Genomic DNA, 299 nt, shown 5'->3' on the forward strand with positions numbered 1-299 from the left:
AGGTCGCCGAGCTGCGCATGGAGCGTGATGTCCTCAAGCGATCAGTGGTCCTGTGGGTGAAGGAGGCGACGAAGTGAGCGTGGCACGCTTTATCGCCGACCAGAGGACCAACTATCGGGTGCCACACGCGGTGTCCTGCCGGCTGCTCGGGGTCAGCGAGGCGTGGTTCTACAAATGGCATAAGCGGACCCAATCGCCGGGTGCGGCAACGGGTTTGCACACCACCCGCGACTATCGCCGGGACACCATCGACCGGGCCGTGGCGGTGGCGTTCGACAAGGCCCGCGGCCTGCACGGGT

Annotated in this window: 1 pseudogene; it reads left to right on the forward strand. The window is 65.9% G+C overall.

Annotated elements, in window-relative coordinates:
- Positions 1 to 73 precede the first annotated feature (73 nt).
- Positions 74 to 299: pseudogene (locus B1964_RS29085) on the forward strand (IS3 family transposase); the annotation flags it as partial.

The sequence above is a fragment of the Gordonia sp. i37 genome (assembly GCF_002043085.1).
Classification (GTDB): Bacteria; Actinomycetota; Actinomycetes; order Mycobacteriales; family Mycobacteriaceae; genus Gordonia; species Gordonia polyisoprenivorans.